We start from the raw sequence: 14,284 nt of genomic DNA on the forward strand, positions 1-14,284 counted from the left end.
GTCGTGGCTGAAGGCAGTCGACTTCGTCACCCGCCGACGCCAGCATGGGTGTCCCAAAACGAAAAGCCGCCCCGAATGATTCGAGACGGCTTTCGCGGAGGGGCTGGCCGAAACCAAGACACCTTCTGTGCAAGCGGATCTTCATCACGATCCGTAGGGCGTGTCCATCCTTCGGTCAGCGGTTCTTCACCGCAGTCTGAAGGAAGTGCGATTTTGCAACAGCATCTTGATCTCATCCCCCATCGGGTGGGCGGCGACCTCGTATGCCAGCGGCCGAGTGACGGCTACATCAACGCCACCGCGATGTGTCAGGCGACCGGAAAGCGCTTCCACGACTACATGCGGATCGGGCCCACGCAAGCCTTCCTGGCAGCCCTGGCGACCGAAACGGGTATACCCGTTCCGACGTTGGTTCAGACACTTAACGGAGGCGATGTCCGCTTCCAAGGCACGTGGGTTCACCCCCAGGTCGCAATCAACTTGGCGACGTGGTGCTCGGCGACCTTTGCGGTGCAAGTGAGCAAGTGGGTCTACGACTGGATGTCAGGGCGCACCGCGCTCCGCCCGCAGCTGCCCTATCACCTGCGCCGTCACATGGCGAACCACCCGAACGTGCCGCCTGGACACTTCTCGATCCTCGTCGAAATGACGACCCTGCTCATCGCCCCCATGGAGAGCATGGGCTACACGCTGCCGGACCACATGCTGCCAGACATCTCGCAGGGCCGGATCTTCTGCCGATGGCTGCGTGATGAGTGGGGTATCGACACCGACTCGTTGCCGACCTACCGGCACGACTTCGAAGACGGGCGCGTGGTCTCTCCGAAGGCCTATCCCGACGACATGCTGGCGGCATTCCGCAAGCACTTCTGGACGGTGTGGCTGCCCGAGCGGGCGGAGGATTATTTCAGGGGCAAGGATGCGCGCGCCCTGGAGTTCCTGCCGCGCCTGCTAGCCCGAGCCGCCGCTGCCGGACTTCCGGCGCCCTTCAAGAGGCTGCCTCCGCGGCCGGTGCCGAAGCAGAAGCGCCGCGCCTGAGGCGACAACAAAAAGCCCCGCTCCGGTTTCCCGGGCGGGGCTGAGTCTGTTGAGCCGTCTGGAAGGACATAGAAACCGGCACGGCCGTGGGCGTCAGGGGCGGGGCGGCATGGGGAGCGCTCCGAAGTCGCCAGGGCGTAGCAGCGGGCCGAGCTTCGGGCTGCCAAGGCCCGGCAGAGGCGTCGAGGGCTTGGCGTGCGCGCCGATGCGCTTCGCCGCCGCCTCCATGCGGGTCAGGGCCGAGATAGCGTCCGCCTGCGCCTGCCGGAATTCGGTGGCCGCCTGCACCTCGGCGAGGAAGGCCTGAACGACCGGCTCGGCGCCCTCGAAGAAGCCCAGGCTCCATTCTTCGATCTCGGCGGCGGTCCATCCATTGTCTGAGAGGCTGTGCGCGCCCGCGTGCTCGGCCCGCTCGAGAGAGGGTGCCAGAGCGCGGAGTAGGGCCAGATTCGTGCGTGCTCGCTCGACCGCGTTCCGGGCAATTTGCTGTCCGCTGGCCAAGCCATCGAGCCGAGCGGTGGAGGCGGCGCCTGTCGCGCCGGGGCCGGTCACGATGCCCTCTCCGCGGCGCGCCGCTGCTGCCGGGAGATCCCGGGCGCAGAGGGCACCCGGCCTTCGAGAATGCCCGGGTGGATCATCGAGCCGAGCTGATCGTCCCACGTGCGCGCCACCCGCTGAGAGATACCGGCCTCGGTGATCTCGGTCAGCACCACCTGGCCGCCGACGATGAAGCGCTCCACCGCGCCGGGCAGGCCGCCGACAGGCGTGAGGGTTCGGCGCTGCAACTCGATCAGCTTGAGAAGCAAGGCTTCCGGTTCCATCGTCGGGATGGTTCCGTTCACCAAAAGCCCGGCCTCGATCATCGTGTCGGCAGCCGGCAGCGGAGCGACCAGGATTTCTTGGCTCAGGAACGTGAAGGCGGGCAGGCCAGGGTGATCAACGCTGCTGATCACGTGCGCCTCGCATCGCCGCCGCGATACCGACCAACCGGTAATCGCCAGCTCAAACTCCGGCGCCCCTGCAAGGTCCGACCACCGCATGACGTGGTTCTGATAGGCGTCTTCGAGGAAGCGGGCACCGCCGGAAACCATCGCGTCGAAGGATGGAAAGGCGGCCGCGAGATCTGTCGCCAACGCGGGCAGCGCCGCGACGGCACCGCGGGTGGTGATCGCGCAGCGCAGATGCGGCAGGGTGATTACCTTGGAGACCCAAGCCCTCACCACACCGTCGCCATCAAGTCCGGCCGTGTCGCTTGCGATCAGGGCGAGGGCCCCCTTCGCATAGATGGTGGTGGTGCTCACGCTGCCTGCTCCTGCGGCTCGTCGTCGTTGGCGATGGTGAAGCCCGTCAGAGCGCCACCGACACAGCCCACGATCGGGTTCTGACTCTGGTAGCCGATGGCGGCACCGGCTCCGGCCGCGACCAGTCCGCCCCCGAGCTTGGACGACATGAAGCCGCCGCCCTCCTTCTGCGGCTTCAGCCATTCGGACATACTGTCGAAAATGCCGGTGGAGGCGCCGGAGGAAACGGCCTTTTCCATCTTGTCGAAGTCGAACAGCTTCAGCGCCGGGCTGTCCTTCCCGCTGAACAGCGGGGCGAGGATGTTCTGCTCGATCTGCCGTGTGCCGATCTTGGCCAGGCTCTTCGTGAGGTTCGAAACCAGCCCGTCCAAGCCCTTGTTGCCGGCGCTGAACATTTCATCGAACACGCCCGAGAAAGCGTGGGACATCTCCTTGGCAAGATCATCGGTCTTCGCCTTGACGCCCTCGAGTTCCTTGCCGTCGAGGTTCAGCTTGATTTTCGTCTCGATAGCGGTGACGTATCGCGGGTCGATCTTCGCAAGATGATCGCGATACTTGTCCAAGAGCCCTTGCAGTTCCTGGCCCTGCTTGCGCAGCGCGTCCTCCGGGAACAGTTTCTTGAAGGCTTCCTCCGCCTGGCTCTTGAACCTCTCGAACTCCTGGGCCGCGGCCTTGGCCGCCTTGCCGGCCTTGTCGATGTCCGCGGCCGCCTGCTTGGCGCCGTCGCCCGTGTTCCGGAGCGCGTCCGCGAGCTTGTCGCTGGACGCCTGGTCGGCGAGGCGCTTGCGCTCTTCGCGGGCCGCCTTGGACGCCTCCTTCAGCTCGTTGAACCGGTTCGCGATCGCGGTCCCGGCCTCGCCGAGGTAGTCGCGCGACATGGCCGCCTTGCCGATCCCAGCGAGGTCGGAGGCGAGCTGCGAGGCGGTCTTCCCGGATGCCGCCTCGACGCGGCCCAAGCTCACCTCTGCCGCGGTGGCGAGCCTCGAGAAACCGGGCACGTTCTCGCCGATCGCGTTGACCGCCTCCACGACCTTGTTGAAGCCGCGGACCACGAAATTCACGGCGCCCTCGACCGCCGATATCAGCGCGTTCGCCGCCGCAGCGCCGTAGCCGCCGAACGCGCTGGGCAGGCCTTCCCAGGCGGCAACCGCCATCTGGTAACCGGCCGTGAACACCCCGATGACGCCGTTGATGTAGGCCTTGTCCGCCTCAAGCGCCGTCGCCAGGAAGTCCGAGATCCTGCTGGCGCCTTGTGGAACGAGGGAGCCGTAATCGATCGTCTTGCCGCTCAGCACCTGGTCGAACTCGCCGACCATCTGCAGGACGATCTTCGCGGAGTCGTAGGCCTCGACCGCCGCCGCCCCCACGCTGCGCAGCGTGTCGACGACGGAGGCGAGCGAGCGCCCCCACTCCGCGGCGCCGTCCTGGCCCGCCCGCAGGAAGCCCGCCACGTCGCCGGCCGCCCGGGACAGCGCGTCGTTGAAGCCGTTGCGCGCGATCGTGTCCCGCAGCTCGAGCCACGCCGTGGACATGCGGTTGAGGTTGGCCTGGAGCCCGTTGGCCGCCTTCGCCGCGGCGTCGCCGTATGTGGCCTGGAGCTCCTTCGCCAGCTTCGGCAGGAGGTCGGCCGCGAACAGCTTGCCGTCGCCCATGAGCTTGAGGAGCGCCGTCTGAGTCATCCCCATGGCCTTGGCGGAAAGGCTGAGCGCGCCGGGCAACGCTTCGCCGAGCTGCCCGGTCATCTCCTCCGCGGAGACTTTGCCCTTCGACATCATTTGCTGAACGGCGATGAGGGCCCGGCCGGTCGTCTCCGAATCCTTGCCCAGCGCGCCCATGGCGGACGACACGGCGACGAAGACTTCCCGGGTCGCCTGGCCCTGTAGGGCGGTACCGCGGCTCGCCGCGAGGAAGCTGAGGTACTGCGTCGAGGTCTCACCGAGGGCGAGGCCGAGCCGTTCCGAGGTGTCCTTGATGAACGCGAACTCCCGGGCGCCCTGCTCCGCCGAGCCGGCCGCCGCCGCGAAGCCGCGTTCCAGCGACTCCATTTGCAGCCCCGCCTTCGCGATGCCGGCGAGCGCCGCGCCGCCGCCGATCAGCGCGAGCGCGCTCCCGACCATCGCGAGCACCGGCCCGAGGCGTGACGCCGCGCCGGCCATGGTGGCGAAGCTGCCGGCCGCATTGTCGTTGGCCGCGGAGAGCCGGGGCGTGATGCCCAAGACGCGTTCCTGTTTCGCCCGGTACGCGTCGAGCGTGGCGGCCGCCTGCGCCTGGGAGACCTGTCCGCGCCGGACGGCCCGGTCCGCATCGGACTGCGCCCGCGCCATCCGCTGTTCCAGGGCAAATTGGGAGTCGACCTTGGCGCGGAGCCGATCGAAGGCGCTCGAGCGTTCCGCAAGGAGTCGGGTCGCCTTCGAGTGAGCGTCCCCCGATCCATCGATTTTGCCCTGCAGGCGATCTTCCGCATTGGCGGCCCGGTCCGCCGCCGCGGCCGCCTTGTTCATCGCCTTCTCGTAATCGGACGCGCCAGCCTTCGCCGAGCGCGCATCGATCACGAGTTCCGTTACGACCTGGGGCATTGCCGATCCTCGAAATGGGGCCTCGGCGCTCGCCAGGACGAGGCTGAGGAATTTGCCGGCCGCGCCCCGGAGACGGGCCGCCGGCTGTCGGTGTTGTTGCGGTCACCGCCGACTGGACCGGCGCGCGGAGATGCTGAGACCGCGCGCGTGGAAATCAGGCCGCGATCCAGGCCAGCTTGTCGCCGGCATCGCAGAAGATCTGGCGGGTGACGTTCGCGGCCACGAAAATGCGACCTTCACCGTCCGGACTGGCGTCGGGGTTCGGACCGACGGCCACGAACGCGTCAACGGAGGTGCGGACCTCGAACGCGATCATCGCCACCGAGGGCGCCTTCAGCGTCGTGACGCCCGGGGTGGCCATCGTGTGCGACCACGCAGGGCGCTTGAGCAGGGCGATGCTCTGGTAATTTACGATCGGTGCGCACGTGACGTGGAGACCATTCAAGGCCATGTCGCTCTCTCCTTTGGTTGGGTTCAGCGGTACCGAAGCTCGTGCCGCAGACGCTGTGCGGCGAGTTGCTCGCGCGGATCGTCGCTCATCTGCATCCTGAGGAGTTGCCGCTTGGCCCTGAGCTCGTCCTGCGGAGATCCTGCGAAGGCGGATGAGGCAGACGGCCCCCGCACGGCCGGCGTCGAGGTGCTGAGGCGGGTGAGGGTCTGCCGGAGCGTGGCGACGCTGTCGGCCATGCCGAGCCGGACCGCATCACGGGCGCCGACCGTGCGGCCCTGGCCAAAGTCGGATTTGACCTTCTGGACGGACACGCCGCGACCGCGGGCGACAGCGCCGACGAAATCCCGCATGTAGCGGTCCACCTCACCCTGGAGGTGCCGGCGTCCCGCATCGCTGAGGGGCTCATAGGGATTTCCCTCCACCTTGAACGGGGAATCGGTTGCGGTGACGAAGGACACCGCCACGCCGTCCGCAGCGACCGCCGCCGAGATATCCCGGTGCATCATGTAGACGCCGATCGAGCCGACCTCGCCGCTCGGCGACATCACCACTTCGGTGGCACTGGAGGCGAGCCAATAGCCCGCCGACGCCGCAAGGCTGTTGACCTGTGCAACGATCGGCTTCTTGCGCCGGCCCGCGAAGATTTCGTCAGCGAGCTCCGGCACGCCGCTGACGCTGCCCCCGGGCGAATCGACGTCCAGGACGATGGCACTCACGGTAGGATCTGCCAGCGCCTGCCGCAGCGCGGCGGCCACCTGCTGGGTACTGACGCCTCCGCCGGAACTCATGTCGTTGATGAGGGGCGCCCTTTGGCTGACGATCCCAACGAGCGAGATCAGCGCCACGCTGGACGGCGGCGCCGCAGTCGACCCGGTCCGGCCGGGTCCGACACGGGCTTGGATTTCGGTTGGCGTGAACCGAACGCCCTGCGCTCGCAGTTCCAAGAAAGCAGCGACTTCGTCGATCTTGCTCGGCAGAAGAGCCAGGGGCTGACGACAGGCCGCGGCGAAAACTCGGTCAATGCTCATCGGCCGGTGACCTCCGTCATCTCCGTGCCATCAGGCAGGCTCTCCAGAATGGCCGCGAGCCGTCCTTCGATGCCGGATTGATCCAGGTCGAACTTCATCGCCTCAGCCGCGTCCCGCGCCGCGAGGATGGCCTTCCTCCGAGCAACCTTCGCGGCCGCGTTGCTCCAAATTTCGGGATATCTCTTGACCCGCTCTCGATCGAAATAGGTCCCGCGTTGCTCGTGATTCACGGGCTCTTCGAGATTTGCCTGCCACAGGGCATACAGATCCTGGATAAACTCGTCGATGATCGGCTCATGCGACGCGTGAACTTGGCGCCGCAGGCTCTCCTCCGAATACCGGAAGTCATGTTCTCGCCGGAAGCGCGCATCCTGAGCGGCGGCATAGGCTTTCTCGGCGGCCCGGAATGCCGGCGCCAGGCTCGCGAGGTGCTGTGCCGCCTTGTGCTCGGCCTCCGCGAGACGCGGCAGCTCGCGGTCCCGTTCGGCCGCCAGCGCGGCGAGGACGCTGCCAGCCTCATCGCGCCGTGCCGCGCGCTCCTCCGGAGATGGCAGTTCCGGCTCTGCCTTCGGGTCCGGCACCAGTCCCCGCAGCTTGGCGAGGATGTCGGCGACGGTGAGGCCGATGCGGCCGGGTCGGAAATCTGGAATCGCGAGCATGTCGCGAAGTTGCGCCCGCGCTCATGCCATGAAAAGGCCGAGCCGCTGTCAGTTTTCCCCAGCGGACAGGATGCGCTGTAATTGCCGTTCGCTGAGAATTATCTCGTGAACGCGCAAAATGTCGAATTGAATCTCGCGTTCCGTGCCGAGATAATTCGAAGGCGGCTCGGATTTCGTCCTGTCGAAGCGCCAGGCCGTGGCCGCATACCGCAACAGCCCGGCGCGGATCTCCGCCGCTTGCCGGGCTACGGGGCGGCCGCCGTGATGCCGCCGCGCCAGCAAGCGGAGCGCTGCATCCCGCCGCCCGGTTGCCTCCCGCCGCCACCACGGCGAGCCACCTGGGCAGACGCTCAGGCCGAAGCAGTCGTCCAACGTCAGGCCCTTTTCCGCGGTCTCGAGATAGAGCTGAAGCCGAGCGGCGATTTCGACCCGGTCCTCGTCGGTCTCGCGCCGGTCGGCCACGCGGCGCAGTAGCTCGAGCTCAGGCCAGCGCATCGGCACGCGTCATCGCCGCGCCGAGTGCCGCCGCGGCGGCGTTGGCCCACGCTCTCGCGTCCTCGGCCGGCATACCGTCGGCGACGTGCGCCATCGCGGCCGCGTCGACCGCGAAGACGGAGCGCCTCGCGACCTCTCGTAGCTGCTGGTCCCTGACCGCGACCTCAGCGAGGGTGAGGCCGATCTGTCGAATCTCGGCCCGGGCACATTCCGCTATCTCGCGCCCGAAGATTTCTGGATCCCGGATCGGCTTCTGCGTAGGATTCGTCATGCAGCCCTGCTCCTCTTGTCGGCCGTGATCTCGATCGCCAGCGCGGCCAGCCGCTGGCACGCGGCCGGATCGGTGAGCGCCCGCTCAAGTGCGGCGCGCGCGGCGGTAGGCAGGTGCTCGAAGTTGATGGCTGGCTGCGGTCCGGCAGGTGCCGGTGCTGCGCCGGGAGGCTCACACCCTGCCGCTGCCGCCCGCACGTGGCTGATGCCTCGATCCCGGAGCAGCCGCTGCACGCCGCGGATCGAATAGCCCTCGACGTGCAGCAGGACGCGGATGCCGAGAAGCAGTTCCACGTCTTCCGGCCGATACCGGCGCCGGCCGGTCTTCGACCGAAGCGGCCGCACCTCGCCGATGCGGGCCTCCCAGAACCGGAGGACGTGCTGCGGGACGTCGAGCGCCGCGGCGACCTCGCCGATGGTGCTGAAGGCAGAAGGGGCCTTCACGCCGGTGCCCCCGCGCCGAGGAAGCGCAGGGCGGCTTTCGCTGCCGTCACGCTGAACGGCCGGCCGTCGCCCGTTGCGGAGCGCAGGATCTCGATCCTAACGTTCACGCTCGCCATCGCCCGACCCGCGGCGATATCCGGCGCATGCCATTCGCCGAGCATGGCGGCGGGAATTCCGAGGACGGCGGAAATCTCCTCATCGCGAGCGCCGTAGGCGGCCATCGCGAAAGCGGTGCGGTTTCTCAGCCCAGCATCACCGGCCGGCATGGCGCCGAGGCGCTGCACGAGGTTCTGAGCCGGCTTCGGCTCGATCAGTGGCGCCCGCTTCCGCCCGGCGCCAGGCCGCTTTCCGCCGCGTCCTTTCGGCATTTCTCTGCCCTCGGTTTGATTGTGGAGTCCGGCACCGAAAAAGTTTTGCGCACGTGAGGTCCCCTGCGGTCCGTCCCCCCTCATCCCCTGGACTTTCGACCCGGTTACCCCCCCTCGACCGGACCGAGCAGGCACAGGCGACAAAGCGGCGAGGTGGGCAGACCTGCGGCCTCTACGCGGCCCGCGGAGCGTTCGCCGTGGCAGCCGCCTGCTCAGCGCGGGCTGTGAGCGCCCTTACGGCGGCGTCGATGTCCGCGAGCTGACCGAGCGGCTCGCCATCCGGCATCCTGACGATCACGGTTCCCGGGCCGCACCGAGTGACGGTGCCAATTCGAATTCCGTCGGCAATTATCTCGATGACCATGGCCGGACTCCATTACGCAACACGCCGCAGACTTAGCACGGAAACTGAGATTTGTCGCTTGCCGTTCCGGTGGTGACTCGACCGTACTGGAGATATCGATTTCGACATCTCGCTTGCCGTTAATTAATGGGGGCACGCATTTCCGAACCGCTCGAAATGGCATCGCACGGTATCGGCTTGGAGCGGCCCACCTCAAATCAAATTGAGCGGATCAGCCAGGACATCAAATCGGGCTTGAGGCCCTGATGCTGTCAGTGCAGGTTGCGGACGAATGGCTCGAGCACCGCGAACGCAGCTCGGTATCCGCTGGCGTAGGCACCTCGAACACCGCCGCCATATCGACCGTGGATGTAAGCGCTGAATTCGCCGAGCGGCGCCGCGGCCGCGGCAGGCTCACGCTGGACGAACGCGCATGCCTGGATCTGGCGTAGAAACGGCACCGGGCCGGAGCGCCGCGCCTCGCTCAACGCCAAGAACTCCTCACGGCTCGCGATCTGGTGGAAGGCTACGAAGCTCGCCTCCTGATATCCGAATTTGAACTCTTCGGCCGGCGGCCCCGGCGGGTCGGTCGAAATGACGAGCTCGGATTTCACCTTCGGCTCAGCCGGCTGCGCATAGGCGGTGGATCGCTTCCGCGGGAAATCGATGACGGTGCCCACGATCAAATCTCCTTCTGAACCGGCTTGCCGCGGCGGCGGCGCACCTCGACGATGACCTTGCGAGCGCCTTCAGGTGGGTCCGTGGGCGGTGTGCGTTCCGTCTTGATCGGGCCAGGGCGCGGCTTGCGCCGGACGACCGGCCTCGCCTCTACCGGCGGCGGCACCGCGAAAATCTGCCGAAATACAGCGGCCGGTAATTTCGAACTGATCGATAGGCGCTGAGCCTCAGCGAGCGCTTCGTCGAGGCTGGCGTGCTCGGGAAGCTGCTTCCCGCGCGGCGGTCTGATGCGACCAGACCCCTTGAACCGGGCGAATACGACGAACTCGCCAGCGCCTCCCGAAGGCGGCTTACGGCTGCTCATGATCTGAATTCCCCAGCGTCGAGCCGATCGAGCAGAGCGATATCCGCCTCGATCCGCTCGGCGATGGCATCGCGCAACGCCTGAAGTTCTCGCCGTTCCGGTGTGTCCGGCCGCATCGCTCGCAGCGCGGCCGTCACGGGGCCAACCTGCCGAGGGCATTTCCGGGAATTGTTCGCCGTGGTATTTCGGTTATCGACCATGGGTGTCCTCGCTGGATTTCCATCGGAGGCCGAGGGGCGGTGGCAGCCGCTTCCTCGGCCGTTTCAATTCTCAGGTGGCGAATTCAGGCGGCCGCATCGGCGGCGCGATCCACATCGAGATCGGCGCGCAGCTCGTCCCCTCTGTCGACGATCTCCTCCAGGAGCTTTTCTGCGCTCGCTGGATCCGACCAGAAGCCGACCTGGCGCAGCACCTCGGATTGGAATTCGGTCAGCCGGTAGCTGATCTCTTCTGTGTCGCAGTGCTCTGCCCAGCGCTGCAGCAGGGCGGGGTGGATCTAGGACACCGTAGAGGCGAGCCGCTCGAGCGTTTCCGCGGCGTCGAGGTTGCGGGCATCCTTCGGGAACTCGACTGCCTTTTCGCGGCGCCACCGCGCGGTCTCGAGCAGCGTGTCGTACAGCGCCTGCATCGCATCATCGAAATATTGGACTTCGGACATAGCTTCGCTCCCTCCGGATAGCGCCGGGCCGCACAGCCGCTCGGTGCAGCCGATTCTGTAGTACGGTGTAAATATTGAGGCGGCCTGTATGATCAAGGCAGCCTTATAACTTAGATATTAGTCATTTGCGCGCGCTTGTAAATAGTCTTTTAATTAAATTAAATAAGGAGATTTCTTGAATATCGATATTCGTGAAATTCAAGAAATTCGGGAAATTCGGCGAACGCCTGTCGCTTCGGAAGAACTACGAGCTCGCTGCCGATCGGCCTCGGCTTGCTCGTTCACGGTCTGATCCCCATCGTGTCGCAAGTCTGTCCGCTCACCCTCTATAGATAGAACGTGCGTGGACAGACTTGCGACAGCGCCCTGTCGGCGTTCCCAAGTGCGTCGGCAGACCCCCTCTGCCTTCCAGGGTGCGGTCGCAGTAAGCGATGCCGCCTCGTAGAGCGCGCGCGGGACGCAGCCACGCTGAGCCCGCTTACGCTCCGCATCGCGAGCGCGCCGTTCTGTGGTCAGCCGAGCCTGTCGAGCCTCACGACATTCATCAATCGCATCGATTGTCCGCAGCCGGAACGCTTCCCGCTCCGCAGCCGTGACTTGCAGCAGCGCACCGAGCTTTGCCGGCCGGATTAGGGTCGATCCATGCGCCGCCTGTCCGCGCTCAATATCTCGGATGATCGTCACCAGCTCATCGGCCGAGAAAGCTCCGACCTCCGCGCGCTCAACAGCGTGCCGAAGCGATTCCACGTTCAGGCCATGCCAACGCAACATCCGCTGGCGTCGAGCGATCGGGTAAGGCCCTGGTGCCGCAGCTGCCAGCGTAGCAGCGAAACACCAAGCGAACAGGTGCGGATCAACAACGAGCCCAAATTCCCGGCGACCGTGAGCAAGCCGAGAAATCTCAGCAAGCCGAATTGCTGCTGAAGAGCGCCTCGCCTTCACGTCACGAGGGAACTTCGTGACTATTGCCGGCACGTCTGTTCCGGGGTATTTAGCTTCAACCTTCCCCAAGGTATCCGCCTTATCGATCGGGCCGGCGTTATCAGCGCCGGCCCTTTCTATTTTCCGGGACGTGCTCATTCCCTATCCTCCCGCGATGCTGTTGCGCGGGCAGTGAGAGCGTCGCGTGCAGCCTTCACTGAAGAAAAGGCGCCGAGGCTATCGCCATCAGGCCCGAAGGCCATGGCGCCTCCGACTGAGGGGCGCACGAAGCCGACAAGACGTCGGCCGGCATAGACCGCCTGATCGCCGCGGCGGGTACCGGGCGCGATCATGCTGCTCTACGACGCGAAGCTGAAGCCTGAGAGCGCTCCCAGTTCCGTAGCTGGCTGAGCGGGTACAGCTTGCGACGGTTGATCACCATCGGCTTTGGAAAGCCGAGATCGTCATCACGATCCCAGCGGTTGAGCGTCGCTGCGCTGATCTTATAGCGACTGCGCACCTCGGCGTTGTTGAGCCAGTTTTCCGTATCGCTCATCGGTCGCTCCTGTTTGCTTGCGAGCGACCATTCAAATAGACGCGTCTTCAGGCCTCTCCTATCGCATCCGTATTCCCAGCGACGGGGCCGAAATACCATGCAGCGTTTTCAGGACGATTGCGACGAGGATCCTGTTTCCAGCGCTGCACAGCGCGATTGAGTGTATTCAAATTCGGTTTTGCCAATCCAGCCGCCTCGTGAACTAAATTGACGAAGCGATGGAGATCGTTAGTTCCTGCAACTGATCCTGCGACCATTCTGCCATGCTGCTCCCATGCTATGAACAACACAGGCCAAATGCTTGAAGTCTCGAGATTGTGTCCAGAATCTCGCCGGGGCGGGAGAAAGTAATAACCCCTCATAAGCGTGTCATTTTTTGCAAGCTTATCAGAGCTGAAGGCAACATTTTCAATTAGTTGTCGCAGCTCCAGCAGGGTTACCCCCCTGTCGCGCCATAACGGGGAGCGATCAAGACCTTTGAGTTGTGGCTCGAATCCCATCAATTCCCACAGCCCATTGAAAGGAATATCGCAAACCGCGTCATCTTCCAGAAGCTTAGCTAACGCGGAAGCAGCAGCAGAGATCTGCGCTAGTTTGGATGCAACCTTATCAGTAGGCCCCATTCGCTTTTTTGCATTGAATGCGATCTCATAGAAAGCCAGCACTCTAGCGAGCGAAGCTGCCGCAAAGCACGCCTGTTCGTGATCCTCGAGCCGGAGGAAGGCGCCGATTTCCTCGACCTGCTCACAGGAGAACGGCAGGCCCTTATATCGCTCCTGCAAATTCATGACGCCCGCCGCTCCAGCTTCACGACTTTAGCTGCACCCTTCAAAAGACCGTTCAGGTGGGCGGCCCAAAGCTCCATGGCGCGTCGCCGTTCGTCGCCGTAGTCGTGCCGCTGATAGACTCCGACGATGCCGCCGTGGGTGCCGCTGACGTGATTCAGCGCCTTCTCAACGACATGCACCGGTACACCGAGGCGGGCGCAACCACTGGCAAACGTCCTACGCAGGTCGTGGAGCCTCCAAGGCGCGCTTTCCTGCCCACCCGGTAGGTGGGCGGCCGCGAGGCGTTGAAGCCGCTCGGTGGCCTTGCTGACGCCCGAGAACGCTGTCTCGCCTGTCGTGGTGAAGAGCAGCCGCGAACGGCTGCCGATCCGGGGCAGTCCGCAGATGATCTCCACCGCCTGCGGTGCGAGCGGCACGACGTGCGCGCGATCATTCTTCGCCCGCTCTCGCGGGATCGTCCACGTTGCGGCGTCGAGGTCGAATTCCCGCCACTCAGCCTCGATCACCTCGGATCGGCGCTGCCCGGTCAGGATCAGCAATTGTACGACGGGGCCGAAGGGGAAGCCAATTTCCTCCGTGGCCTTCCACGTTGCGATCAACTCGGCATCGCTCAGCACGCGGTCGCGAGAAACCTCAGGGGAGGGCGGTTTCAGCCCCGCCATCGGTGAGGTCACGAGGATGCCGCGCTCAACGGTCCATGCGAAAAACCTGCGGAGAGCAGCAAACAAGCGATTCGCGTGAACAGGTGCCCGCTCGGCAACCGCGTCGAGGGCGTCCAGAACGTCGGCCCGGCTGATCGTGCGGATATCTCTTTCCTGCCATTTGTCAGGGCCAGAGCGAGAACGGGGCAGGCGCTTTTCATCGTCGCCCCTGGTGCGCGTCAGAAAAGCTTCGGTCTCCCGCCAGCTTCGATTTCGAGGCTTGGCGTAGCGCTCGATGTAGTCGGCAGCAACGGCACCGAATCGCATCGCAGCCGCGACCTCGTCTGCTTTTGCCGCCTGCTTCTCGTTCGCCGGATCTCGCCCCTCTGCCACCGATCGCAGAGCCTGCCGCGCCGCTTCACGTGCCTCAACAAGCGGGATGCGGGGGTAGGGGCCCAGCGTGAGTTTCTTTGGCTTGCCGTCGAGGCGGTAGCGTACAGCCCACGACTTCGCTCCGGAGGGCTGGATCAAAAGGTAGAGGCTAGGGAGCGCGCCGTCCGGCACCTCCCGTCGCTTGGTAGGATCGGGCTTCGCAGCCTCTACGGACTTCATCGTCAGAACGGCCACGGAGAACCCCGGCTGGCTGTTACCCGGGACCGTCAGCGGCACCGGGGTAACGCTGGGGTAACGGAAAACCCGTGCCCG

At 65.4% G+C, this 14,284-nt stretch carries 20 protein-coding genes; 2 read left to right on the forward strand and 18 right to left on the reverse strand.

The window, feature by feature from the left end; genetic code table 11:
* Positions 1-213: 213 nt before the first annotated feature.
* Complete coding sequence (locus LW587_RS07080) at positions 214-1,038, forward strand: KilA-N domain-containing protein (RefSeq protein WP_232628881.1); 825 nt, start codon at positions 214-216, stop codon at positions 1,036-1,038.
* A gap of 93 nt (positions 1,039-1,131) precedes the next feature.
* Here LW587_RS07080 and LW587_RS07085 read toward each other — a convergent pair whose 3' ends face one another.
* The 15 genes from LW587_RS07085 to LW587_RS07150 form a co-directional block, all read right to left on the reverse strand.
* Positions 1,132-1,590 (reverse strand): hypothetical protein, encoded by a 459-nt coding sequence (locus LW587_RS07085; RefSeq protein ID WP_232628882.1) that lies wholly within the window; start codon positions 1,588-1,590, stop codon positions 1,132-1,134.
* Entirely contained in the window at positions 1,587-2,339 is a 753-nt protein-coding gene (locus LW587_RS07090) for a hypothetical protein (RefSeq protein ID WP_232628883.1), read from the reverse strand. The genes LW587_RS07085 and LW587_RS07090 overlap by 4 nt, the downstream gene beginning before the upstream one ends.
* The gene (locus LW587_RS07095) at positions 2,336-4,915 is read right to left on the reverse strand and encodes a tape measure protein (RefSeq protein ID WP_232628884.1); all 2,580 of its coding nucleotides are present in this window, start codon (positions 4,913-4,915) and stop codon (positions 2,336-2,338) included. The genes LW587_RS07090 and LW587_RS07095 overlap by 4 nt, the downstream gene beginning before the upstream one ends.
* A gap of 154 nt (positions 4,916-5,069) precedes the next feature.
* Entirely contained in the window at positions 5,070-5,366 is a 297-nt protein-coding gene (locus LW587_RS07100) for a hypothetical protein (RefSeq protein WP_232628885.1), read from the reverse strand.
* A gap of 23 nt (positions 5,367-5,389) precedes the next feature.
* On the reverse strand, positions 5,390-6,394 hold the full coding sequence (locus LW587_RS07105; protein ID WP_232628886.1) for a S49 family peptidase: 1,005 nt from the start codon (positions 6,392-6,394) through the stop codon (positions 5,390-5,392).
* Positions 6,391-7,053: a hypothetical protein gene (locus tag LW587_RS07110; protein ID WP_232628887.1), complete on the reverse strand. Its 663-nt coding sequence runs from the start codon at positions 7,051-7,053 to the stop codon at positions 6,391-6,393. The genes LW587_RS07105 and LW587_RS07110 overlap by 4 nt, the downstream gene beginning before the upstream one ends.
* A 48-nt stretch (positions 7,054-7,101) precedes the next feature.
* The gene (locus LW587_RS07115; protein WP_232628888.1) at positions 7,102-7,548 is read right to left on the reverse strand and encodes a hypothetical protein; all 447 of its coding nucleotides are present in this window, start codon (positions 7,546-7,548) and stop codon (positions 7,102-7,104) included.
* Positions 7,535-7,819, reverse strand: coding sequence for a hypothetical protein (locus tag LW587_RS07120; RefSeq protein WP_232628889.1), 285 nt, complete (start codon positions 7,817-7,819; stop codon positions 7,535-7,537). Before LW587_RS07120 ends, LW587_RS07115 begins: the two co-directional genes overlap by 14 nt.
* Complete coding sequence (locus LW587_RS07125) at positions 7,816-8,262, reverse strand: MerR family transcriptional regulator (protein WP_232628890.1); 447 nt, start codon at positions 8,260-8,262, stop codon at positions 7,816-7,818. Before LW587_RS07125 ends, LW587_RS07120 begins: the two co-directional genes overlap by 4 nt.
* Positions 8,259-8,630, reverse strand: coding sequence for a hypothetical protein (locus tag LW587_RS07130; RefSeq protein WP_232628891.1), 372 nt, complete (start codon positions 8,628-8,630; stop codon positions 8,259-8,261). The genes LW587_RS07125 and LW587_RS07130 overlap by 4 nt, the downstream gene beginning before the upstream one ends.
* 615 nt (positions 8,631-9,245) lie before the next feature.
* Positions 9,246-9,653 (reverse strand): hypothetical protein, encoded by a 408-nt coding sequence (locus tag LW587_RS07135; protein WP_232628892.1) that lies wholly within the window; start codon positions 9,651-9,653, stop codon positions 9,246-9,248.
* 2 nt (positions 9,654-9,655) lie between these two features.
* Complete coding sequence (locus LW587_RS07140; protein ID WP_232628893.1) at positions 9,656-10,015, reverse strand: hypothetical protein; 360 nt, start codon at positions 10,013-10,015, stop codon at positions 9,656-9,658.
* Positions 10,012-10,152, reverse strand: coding sequence for a hypothetical protein (locus LW587_RS07145; RefSeq protein WP_232628894.1), 141 nt, complete (start codon positions 10,150-10,152; stop codon positions 10,012-10,014). The genes LW587_RS07140 and LW587_RS07145 overlap by 4 nt, the downstream gene beginning before the upstream one ends.
* Before the next feature lie 146 nt (positions 10,153-10,298).
* On the reverse strand, positions 10,299-10,427 hold the full coding sequence (locus tag LW587_RS24005; protein ID WP_269780303.1) for a hypothetical protein: 129 nt from the start codon (positions 10,425-10,427) through the stop codon (positions 10,299-10,301).
* Positions 10,428-10,511: 84 nt separating this feature from the next.
* Positions 10,512-10,673 (reverse strand): hypothetical protein, encoded by a 162-nt coding sequence (locus LW587_RS07150; RefSeq protein ID WP_232628895.1) that lies wholly within the window; start codon positions 10,671-10,673, stop codon positions 10,512-10,514.
* 642 nt (positions 10,674-11,315) lie between these two features.
* On the opposite strand from LW587_RS07150, the gene LW587_RS07155 reads away from it, so the two are divergent.
* On the forward strand, positions 11,316-11,597 hold the full coding sequence (locus tag LW587_RS07155; RefSeq protein ID WP_232628896.1) for a hypothetical protein: 282 nt from the start codon (positions 11,316-11,318) through the stop codon (positions 11,595-11,597).
* A 346-nt stretch (positions 11,598-11,943) separates the two neighbouring features.
* On the opposite strand, the gene LW587_RS07160 is transcribed toward LW587_RS07155, so the two are convergent.
* The 3 genes from LW587_RS07160 to LW587_RS07170 are packed head-to-tail and all read right to left on the reverse strand — an operon-like array spanning position 11,944 to position 14,206.
* The gene (locus LW587_RS07160; RefSeq protein ID WP_232628897.1) at positions 11,944-12,150 is read right to left on the reverse strand and encodes a DNA-binding protein; all 207 of its coding nucleotides are present in this window, start codon (positions 12,148-12,150) and stop codon (positions 11,944-11,946) included.
* Positions 12,151-12,197: 47 nt separating this feature from the next.
* Positions 12,198-12,938 (reverse strand): hypothetical protein, encoded by a 741-nt coding sequence (locus LW587_RS07165; RefSeq protein ID WP_232628898.1) that lies wholly within the window; start codon positions 12,936-12,938, stop codon positions 12,198-12,200.
* A complete protein-coding gene (locus LW587_RS07170; protein WP_232628899.1) occupies positions 12,935-14,206 on the reverse strand; it encodes a tyrosine-type recombinase/integrase in 1,272 nt (423 codons plus the stop codon). The genes LW587_RS07165 and LW587_RS07170 overlap by 4 nt, the downstream gene beginning before the upstream one ends.
* Positions 14,207-14,284: the final 78 nt, after the last annotated feature.

Origin of the sequence: Methylobacterium sp. Leaf118 (genome assembly GCF_920984675.1) — a bacterium.
Classification (GTDB): domain Bacteria; phylum Pseudomonadota; class Alphaproteobacteria; order Rhizobiales; family Beijerinckiaceae; genus Methylobacterium.